The sequence below is a fragment of the bacterium genome (assembly GCA_031082185.1).
Taxonomy (GTDB): Bacteria; Sysuimicrobiota; Sysuimicrobiia; order Sysuimicrobiales; family Humicultoraceae; genus VGFA01.
The window spans coordinates 40,529-49,324 of sequence record JAVHLI010000017.1 but is presented as its reverse complement, the minus strand read 5'-3'; the positions used below and the strand labels follow the sequence as shown (position 1 = coordinate 49,324).

General features: G+C 67.1%; 8 protein-coding genes. 7 read left to right on the top strand and 1 reads right to left on the bottom strand.

Annotation, left to right across the window (positions count from 1 at the left end; translation table 11 throughout):
* Both RDU83_12780 and RDU83_12775 read left to right on the top strand, forming a co-directional pair.
* On the top strand, window positions 1-398 hold a 398-nt coding region (locus RDU83_12780), incomplete at its 5' end, for a DUF4129 domain-containing protein (protein ID MDQ7841878.1).
* A complete protein-coding gene (locus RDU83_12775) occupies window positions 382-1,638 on the top strand; it encodes a phospholipid carrier-dependent glycosyltransferase (protein MDQ7841877.1) in 1,257 nt (418 codons plus the stop codon). The genes RDU83_12780 and RDU83_12775, both read left to right, overlap by 17 nt.
* A 1,031-nt stretch (window positions 1,639-2,669) precedes the next feature.
* On the opposite strand, the gene RDU83_12770 is transcribed toward RDU83_12775, so the two are convergent.
* Window positions 2,670-4,091 carry a hypothetical protein gene (locus RDU83_12770; protein ID MDQ7841876.1) on the bottom strand — a complete coding sequence of 474 codons (1,422 nt, stop codon included), beginning with the start codon at window positions 4,089-4,091 and terminating at the stop codon, window positions 2,670-2,672.
* A 97-nt stretch (window positions 4,092-4,188) separates the two neighbouring features.
* Here RDU83_12770 and RDU83_12765 point away from each other — a divergent pair, with 97 nt between their 5' ends.
* The 5 genes from RDU83_12765 to RDU83_12745 form a co-directional block, all read left to right on the top strand.
* Window positions 4,189-5,331, top strand: coding sequence for a hypothetical protein (locus RDU83_12765; GenBank protein MDQ7841875.1), 1,143 nt, complete (start codon window positions 4,189-4,191; stop codon window positions 5,329-5,331).
* Window positions 5,328-6,479 (top strand): hypothetical protein, encoded by a 1,152-nt coding sequence (locus tag RDU83_12760; protein MDQ7841874.1) that lies wholly within the window; start codon window positions 5,328-5,330, stop codon window positions 6,477-6,479. Before RDU83_12765 ends, RDU83_12760 begins: the two co-directional genes overlap by 4 nt.
* A 46-nt stretch (window positions 6,480-6,525) precedes the next feature.
* A complete protein-coding gene (locus RDU83_12755; GenBank protein ID MDQ7841873.1) occupies window positions 6,526-7,248 on the top strand; it encodes a class I SAM-dependent methyltransferase in 723 nt (240 codons plus the stop codon).
* Window positions 7,249-7,274: 26 nt separating this feature from the next.
* Window positions 7,275-7,733 (top strand): prepilin-type N-terminal cleavage/methylation domain-containing protein, encoded by a 459-nt coding sequence (locus RDU83_12750; protein ID MDQ7841872.1) that lies wholly within the window; start codon window positions 7,275-7,277, stop codon window positions 7,731-7,733.
* A gap of 24 nt (window positions 7,734-7,757) precedes the next feature.
* The coding region (locus RDU83_12745) for a hypothetical protein (protein ID MDQ7841871.1) at window positions 7,758-8,796 on the top strand (1,039 nt) is incomplete at its 3' end.

The window sequence follows — 8,796 nt, the reverse complement described above, 5'->3', positions numbered from 1 at the left end:
CGCTGGAGGCGGCATCCGTCCTGGCGCGGGGCGCGCTGTGGGCCGGGATCGCACTCGCAGGCGTGCTGGCGGTGGCAGGAACGTGGCGGGCCGTTGGCTCGAGGCAGACTCCAGAGACGCCCGGTGGGGGTGTCGGCGAGATCTACCGGCGGATGTGTTCGATGCTCGCCCGACGGGGATGGCGCCGCGCGCCTACCGAGACCGTGGACGAGTTCCGGCGGCGGGTTGAGGCCTTGGGCCCGATGCCCGAGGTCGCAGGGATTTCGGCCCTGGTGGAGGAGGCGGCCTACGGCCGGGAGAAGTCCGGCGCAGAGGTGTTGGAGGTGTTGGAGGAAGCCCGGCGCCACCTGGAAGCGCTCGGCGCCCGCCTGAGGAGGGACCGTGGAGAGCACGACTGACCGACGCGCGGCGCTGTGGCTGCTGCTCGGGATAGTCCTTTTTGCGGCCCTTGTACGCCTGCCGCGCCTGCAGACGCCTGCGCACATGATCTTCGACGAGGTCTACTATGCGAAGGCGGCGCAGCAGGTCCTAGCCGGGGTGGAGACCACCGAGGAGCGCACCCACCCGCCGCTGTCGAAGCTGATCATCGCCGCGGGAATCCGGCTGGCCGGAGATCGCGCGGTCGGATGGCGGGTTGCCGGCGCAGTCGCCGGAACCCTCCTGGTCGTAGTGATCTACGCCCTGGCCGCCATTCTGTTCCGGGATCGTTTCATCGCGGCGGCCAGCGCGCTTCTGGTCGCCACCGACGGGCTGTTCTTTGTCGAGAGCCGGATCGCCAAGCCCGACATCTTCCTGACCCTGTTCCTGTTCGGGTCCTATGCCGCGTTCTGGCAGTACCTGCGTGGCCGCGTGGACCGTCCCGAGGAGCCCTCGGGCCGCGAGGTGCGCTGGCTCTACCTGGCAGGGGCGGCCGCCGGCTGCGCGATCGCCACCAAGTGGACCACGGTGGTTCCCCTCTCGACGATCCCGGTGACGCTCATGCTGCTGCGCGGGTGGGGCCGTATCGCGCTGCCGCGCGGGGACATCCGCCACATCGCGGCGGCGTTCATCCTGGCGCCGGTGGCGGTCTATATGCTGACCTACATCCCGTACTTCCTGCTCGAGCACACCCCGCGCGAGTGGATCGCGCATCAGGTCTCCATGTACGAGTTTCACGCGAGTCTCACCGCGCCGCACCCCTACCAATCGCACTGGTGGTCCTGGCCGGTGCTGATCAGGCCGATCTGGTACGAGTACTACGAGGCCGCGCCGCAGATCCAGCGCGGCATCCTGGCGATTGGAAACCCGATCGTATGGTGGGCGAGTCTCCCGGCGTTCTGCCTGGTCGCCTGGCGTGCCGTGCGCACGCGCGCGATGCCCGAGACCTTCCTGCTGGCCGGGTTTGCGATCTCTTATCTACAATACGCCTTCATCAGCCGCGCGCTGTTCCTCTACCACTTCATGCCGGCGCTGCCGTTCCTGATCATGGGCCTGGCCGCGGGGATGGCGCGCGTGCGTGCCAGGGTGGGAGGGGCGGTCGTGTGGCTTCTCATCATCGTGGCGCTTGGGTGGTTCGTGGCGTACTATCCGGTGCTGTCGGCGGTGCCGATGAGCAACGAGCGGATGATGCGGATGATGTGGTTCGGGTCGTGGATTTAGGCCGCGCGGCCCCTCCGGTTGGACGCCCGAGCGCAGTGGAGGCGGCGGCCATTGGTCTAGCCGTGGCTTTCTTCACCCTGGCCGGCTGCCCTTGCGATGGTCGGCCGATGATCTCGGTGATACTCCTCTTGCTGTGGCCGCTTGTCTTCGCCGCGGTAGTGCTGAAGAGATGGGTCTGGTTGGCGGCCGCGTACCTGCTGGTCCTGGGAGTGCTGGTGCGGCTGGGGATACTGCAGGGATGGACCGGCGTGCCGGCGGCAGGCGTCGCATCGGACGTGCTGACCGTTATCCAGGAGGCGCTCGGTGTCGCGGTCAGAGGCGGCAATCCCTACACGCACGCGTTTGAGAATTCGGTTCCGCCGGGAATCCAGGCCTTTGCCTATCCTCCGGGGAGTCTGCTCTACTACCTTCCGTCCTACCTGCTCGGCAACATCCGGGTCATGGAGGTCGTGGCGGCCGGGGTCGTGCTGGCCGGGCTGGCCCTGGCCGCGGGCGTGATGCGCAGCGGGTGGCCGGTCGCTGTCATGGGCCTCTACGCGGCAGCTCCGCCGCTTATGACGCTCAGCACCGACAACAGCAACGACACCAGCGCCGGTGCGCTGCTCTTCGCCGCCGCGCTGGCGCTGCTGCTGGCGCAGCGCAGGGCCAGCACCCGGCTGCTCGTCCTGGCCGGCCTGCTGATGGGCTGGGCGCTGTCGTTCAAGATCTACGTCGTGCCGTTCTGGCCGTTCTTCGTGGCCTGCCTGGCCGCCGGGCGGTGGACGCTTGACTTGAGCGTGGGCGGGCGCGGCAGCGGGCGCCGGGTGCCTGCCTGGTTGCTCTACGCCGCGGTGAGCGTCGGCTTCGTGGCGCTGGTGAGTCTGCCCTACTTCCTGCGCGCACCGATGGGGTTTGTGCGGAGCATGGTGATTGGGCCGGTCAACCCGCTGCACCCCATCGGCGGGTGGAACGTGTGGGCGCTTCTCTACGCCTGGCTGCAGTGGGACGCCGACATCGGACTGGGGGCGGTTCTGAAGGCGGTCGGGGTTTCCCTAATGGGCGTTGTGACCTTGGCCGGTCTCCTGGCCGGGGTGCGACGGCCGAGCCGCGCCCTGCTGTTCGGTGCGCTGGCCTGGTTCGCGGCGATGTTCTTCGCCCGATGGACCTCCTATGCCTACTTCGCCGGAATCGCCCCTGTGGTGTTGCTGATTCCCTTCGCAGACCGGCTCGCGGGCCTGCGTGAAGAGGATCCACAGCGCGGCCAGGAAGGCCAGGACCGCGGCCACGCTGAGCGCGCGGGTGCCGACGGTTGAGAAGACCGTTGATTCCAGCCAGCCCGGCAGCGCGAAAGTCTGGACATACGGGCGGGTGTACGCGAATAGCAGGTTGAGCGCGAACACCACCGATAGCACGGCGTACACCCCGACCATCCGCCGGTCGGCCGCCGCGGCCACGGCAAAGAACGGGATGGCCGTGAGCAGGTAGCGCTCGTGTATCCTGGTCGGCAACACGAAGGTCGCCAGCAGCGCTACCGAGCAGGCCAGGATCGTCCCCCGGAGCGTCGGGCGCCGCAGGGCACCGACCGCCACCACCGCCAGCGCAACGGCAGCCGCAGCCGTTCCATAGGCGTACAGCTGGACCCCCAGCCATCGGACATCGTCGCCGACCCAGAACCCCTGCGTCGCCCCCCAGAAGTTGAAGGCCACAACGCTGCTGTAGGGATAGACGCCAAGCGACACGCGCAGGACGCCGATCAGGCCCAGTGGGCTCAGGCCGAAGGGCAGGATTATGAGCACAAGAGCCGCCGCGGCTACGGCCGCCGCGCCCAACAGCAGATCCCAGCGAGGAGGGCCATGGACCGGACGCGCGAGCGCCCGCGCCAGATACAGGCCGGTCGGGATCATAACCGGAGCAGTCTGGGGTTTGATCAAGGCCGCCACCGTCAGCAGCACCGCCGTCAGCAGCGGCGACGCGACGCCCAGCAGCGCAACGCCGGAGAGGGCGAACAGAGCGCCGACCGCGTCGGCCTGACCCCAGTACGCGCTGTTGAAGACGATCCCTGGATTGAACAGGTACGAGGCCGAGAGGAGCAGTGCCCACCTTGAGCCCATCCGCCGCGCCAGGGCGAAGACCACCCAAGCCGCGGCGATGTCGCAGACCGCCGCAGGCAGCTTGAGGGCAAACACGAAGGCCTGGTCGCTGAGACTGACAACCTGGTTGATCTCACCGATGGCCCAGAGGACGTATAGGTAGCCCGGAAGGTAGTCGGCGAACCCCGCGCCGTAGAACGCGGCAGGACCATTTTCGGCCAGTCCGGTCGCCCATGCCCTGAACGTCCCGATGTCCACCGGGAAGCCGCCGTAGGGCATGATGAGGAATCGAAGCAGCAGCGCCGCCGCCGCCAGGTTCCACCAGACACGCGTTTCCCGATCGGCGTGCGCCACGGCGGCAGGGGGGAAACTCTCAACTGACATCGAATCATCCTTCTACATTGTGGGCACCTATTCCCGCATTGCGGGCTCGACGCTGCTGAAAACCGTCACACGGCACCCGGTATTCTGGGCGGCGGTAATGTCGGTGGTAGCGTTCTCAGTCTTCGCGGTCTCTTACCCCGACCAGACCCCCTTCAACCATTACGTGCTGCTGGCGGACGCCTTCTTGAATGGCCGCCTCGACCTCGACCGCCCTCCGCGCTATCTTGAGATGACGCAATTCGGCGGCCGGTTCTATGTAATGCCGCCGCCGGGCCCAGCGATCCTCCTGATGCCGTACGTGGCTGTCCGCGGGCTGAGGGCAAGTCAGTCGCTGGCCAGTTGGGTGATAGGTGCGATCGGCGCCGGGCTGATGGTGCTACTGGCGTCCCGCTTGACCCCGAGGCCACGCGACTATCTCTGGTTCGGCGTCATGGGCGCCTTCGGCACGATCATCTGGTTCCTAAGCGCCCTGGGCAGCACGTGGTACTTCGCGCACGTCGTGGCCGTGGCAGGATTGAGCCTATCGCTGGTGGAGACGTTCGGTGCTCGCCGGCCGATCATCGTCGGGACCGGAATCGCGGTCGCCTACCTGTCGCACCTGCCGACCGTGCTCACTCTGCCGTTCTTCCTGGTCGCCACGCGCGCATCCTGGTGGCCGGGCGGCCTGAGGGACTGGCGGCGCATTGACCTGAGTTACCTGATCCGGCTGACCGCGCCGATCGCGGCCGCGGTGTTACTCAACAGCGCATACAACTATCTGCGCTTCGGCACCGTTGCCGATGTGGCCAGCGCCGTGCGGCCGGGCGTCCTTGACGAGCCGTGGTTTTCGCGCGGGCTGTTCCATCCGTCCTACATCCCCAGGCACCTGCACACCATGTTTCTCTACCGGCCGGTGTTTGTGCCCCACCCGCCGTTCGCGCTCGTGCCCTGGACCGGGCTGGCGATCTGGGTGACGACCCCCGCGTTTGTCTACGCTTTGCGCGCGCCGCTGCGCGCGGAGACACTGTCTGCCTGGATTTCGATTGCCCTGGTGAGCCTGGTTGTGATGTCGTTTGGCTCCACCGGAATCAGCCAGTTCGGCTACCGGTTTGCCACCGATTTCTACCCACTGTTGTTCGTGCTGACCGTCTGGGGCATGCGCGGACGGCCGTCGCTCTTGGCCAAGGTTCTGATAGTCGCCGGCGTCATAGTCAACTGTTGGGGGGTCATCTTCTGGCGTCTGGGGTGGATCGGGCCATGAGACGGTCCCTGCTCGAACCGGTGTTGGTCTTTGTGGTGGTGCTTGCGATCTACGTCGCGGTGACGCCTCGCACGAACACGGCGTACCGTCACTATGTGTACATGTCGGCGGCGTTTCTGCAGGGCCGGGTGAACTTGGTGGGGCTCCCGGGCCATTACCACGATATCATCCGCGTTGGAGACCGGGTGTACGCGCCGTTCCCGCCGGTTCCGGCCGTCCTGTTGATGCCATTGGTGGCGCTGCAGGGAGAGAACGCCGACCAGGGCCGGGCCGGGCAGTTCCTGGCCGCCGCGGCCGCCGCGGTACTGGCGGCAGCGCTGCGCCGCATGGGCCATCCGCTCCCGGTGCGTCTGTTCTGCGCGGCGGCGCTGGCCTTCGGCAGCGTGCTGTGGCCGGCGACGGCGATCGGCACTGCCTGGTTCTTCGCGCAGGTGGTGGTGGTCCTTGCGATGACGGTGCTGGTCTGGGAGCTGGCCGGTGGGGCCCGGCCGGTGGTCGTGGGGGCGGTGCTGGCCGCGGCCTGGCTGACCCGCGTGAGCGTGCTGCCGGCGGTTCCGGCGGTGGCGGTGCTCCTCTGGCTCCGCCACCGGTCCCTGCGCGCGCTGGTGCCGTTCGCCCTATCCAGCGCCGTGGGCATCGCAATCTATCTGGCCTACAACGCGCTGCGCTTCGGCGACCCCCTGCAGACGGGTTACGGAATGCTCTCAATGGCCTCGGTAAACGTGGAGGCCGCGGCCCGCTGGGGGTTCTTCAGCGTCCGATTCGTGCCCGAGCACCTCGACGCCATGTTCCTGCGCCTGCCGGAGTTGATTCCCAACCCGCCCTACCTGCGGCCCTCGCCGTGGGGGATGGCTCTCTGGATCACCAGCCCGGTCGTGGTGCGCCTGCTGTTCACCCGAGCAGACCGCAGGGCATGGCTTCCCTGGGCCGCCGTGATCCTGAGCATGCTGGTGCCGATGCTGTTCTTTTTCTCCATCGGCTGGGTGCAGTTCGGGTACCGATACAGTCTGGACTGGTGGGTACCGGTGCTGGTGCTGCTGGCCGGCGCCCTCTGCGGCCGGGTGCGGGCATTTGACTGGGTGCTGCTGGCCGCCGGTATCGTGGTCAACGGGCTGGGTGTCTATTGGGCTTGCGCGCTTGGATGGTGATCCTATATGGTCTATGTACCTGGGCCACTGGGCATAAGGAGGGTGTATGGCACGCGAGGACGCGCTTGAGCCGGGTATCTGTGCGGCTGCCGGGGGCCGTGTAGCGGATCTGCCGGTTTTCGACGAGAGCACGTTTGGCCAGGACTACTTTACCGGGATCTCGAACTACGCGGGCTGCTACGATCGGTTTAACCCCCCCCACAAGATCGCCGGGTACCTGCGCGAGATCCGGCGGCTTCATCCGGCCGGGTCGCTGCTGGACGTGGGATCCGCCTTCGGCCGGTTTCTACAGGCGGCGCAGCAGCACTACGAGTGCGAGGGCGTGGACATCTCTGCCTATGCTACGAGTCTGGCGCGGGAGCGGCTGCCCGGCGTGCCGATCCAACAGTGCGCGCTCCAGGCGTTCCATCCCGGCCGGACCTACGACGTGGTGACCTGCTTTGATGTGCTCGAGCACATCCCTGACCTGGACGCGGCGCTCAGGCGGTTGCACGACCTGATGGCTCCTGCCGGGCTGCTGGCGATTGCGGTCCCGGTCTACGACTCGCCGGCCGGATGGGTGTTCGGACTAATAGACCGTGACCCGACCCACATCCACCGGTTTGGTCGGCTGGAGTGGATCCGCAGGCTCAAGCAGGCCGGTCTCGTACCGATAGTCTTTAAGGGGATTCTCCGCGCCCCCTTGCCCGGGTACTTCGTGCACGCGATGAGCCCGGCGCTGCGGTGGTGCTCCTCGGCCATCTTCGTGATGTGCGTCCGGGGCGGGTAGGTAGGGGAGATCTTCGGGTGGTAACCATGCGCAGGCGCGAACGAGGATTCACGCTAATAGAAGTGATCGTCGCCCTGACGGTCCTGGCCATGTCTATCCTGTTCATCTCACGCGCGCTTCTCATCTTGATTCAGGTGACGAACCAGGGCGGCAACAAGACCGTGGCCAGCGCCCTTGCGGTGCGGGTGCTGGAGGAGATCAGGTCCCGGCCGGAGTCGCAGAGCTCCTCCGCCGGCTGGACCGCGGCTTTCGATGCCATCGCGGCCCAGCCCTTGACGAACTTCGGGGCACCTTACGGCAACTATGCCTTCCAGGTGCTGCTCAACCAAGTGAACCTAAGCCCCTCGTCCGCCGATCCATCCTGGCTCACCGAGTACGACCACCCGAATGCGATGAAGTGGGTTACGGTCAGGGTGGAGTTTCGCGGGCAGACTCTGGCCCAGGTGAGTTCGGCTGTGGTGCGGGATATGTACAGGCGACCGTAGGAATGGGAGCAGGAGGAGCACACTGTGGGTAGTTGGATCCGAGCAGCACTCAGCCGCCTTGTTCAGTTCCCACGTGACGCGCGCGGGCTCTCGCTGCTGGAGATCGTGGTGGCGCTGGGAGTCTTGGTGGTCGCGCTGGTGGCCATCTACGGTCTGGTGGTCAACGCGGTGCGGTCGTTTGGAATGGGCGAGGACTTTCTGGATGTCCAGCAGAGCGCGCGTGTGGCGCTTGAGAAGTTCTCTGAGGAGGCGCGGTGGACGACGCGCCTGGTGAGCGATGACGGTCCCACCGGTTTCTTCGCCAGGCTGCCGGCGTCCCCGCCGCCGGCAGCGTGCCTGGGTGGTTTGTGCCCGGGCAGCGTGAACCTGGAAATACCGCGGGGCAATCCGGTAGTCCCAGACTGCACGTATTTCGTCAGATTCTCGCGCGACCCGGTGGCCAACACCTTCGTCCGGATTGTGAAGCCCGATACCAGTGCGGCTACGAATCCCAACTACGGTACCGGCCGGTGTACAGCCACAGCTCAGGAGGAGCTGGCAGCTTTCGTTACGGGGTTGGTGTTCGACTACTGCAACGCCGCGGAGACCTGCACGCCCCCATACACCGCGGTTACGCGGGCCGAAGTGGTCCGCATGCACGGTGAGATTACGGTGGCCAAGGTGAGCGCGGGTGCGCCGCAGCAGCGTTCCATCGGCACGGATGTGCTCTTGCGCAACGTGGGTGCCGTAGCCCCGCCGATTAGTTCTACTCCAAGTCCGACCTCACCGCCTCGGCCGACGATCCCGAGGACATTCGCCGCGCCGACGGCAACGGTGACGGCCACCGCGACGGTGACGGCCACCGCGACGGTGACTGCCACCCGGACCGCTACGGTGACGGCCACCCGGACGGCCACCCGGACGGCCACCCGGACCGCGACGGTGACCGCCACCGCTACCCGGACCGCGACGGTGACCGCCACCCCGACGGGCGCGGGGACAGCGACTGCGGTGCCCTCGCCGACTGCGACCCGGACGGCCACCCGGACGGCCACCCGGACGGCCACCCGGACGGCCACCCGGA

Coding starts and splice junctions, on each gene's coding strand:
- RDU83_12765 (MDQ7841875.1), top strand. CDS start 4,189: ATGTCGGTGGTAGCGTTCTCAGTCTTCGCGGTCTCTTACCCCGACCAG.
- RDU83_12770 (MDQ7841876.1), bottom strand. CDS start 4,091: ATGTCAGTTGAGAGTTTCCCCCCTGCCGCCGTGGCGCACGCCGATCGG.
- RDU83_12760 (MDQ7841874.1), top strand. CDS start 5,328: ATGAGACGGTCCCTGCTCGAACCGGTGTTGGTCTTTGTGGTGGTGCTT.
- RDU83_12750 (MDQ7841872.1), top strand. CDS start 7,275: ATGCGCAGGCGCGAACGAGGATTCACGCTAATAGAAGTGATCGTCGCC.
- RDU83_12755 (MDQ7841873.1), top strand. CDS start 6,526: ATGGCACGCGAGGACGCGCTTGAGCCGGGTATCTGTGCGGCTGCCGGG.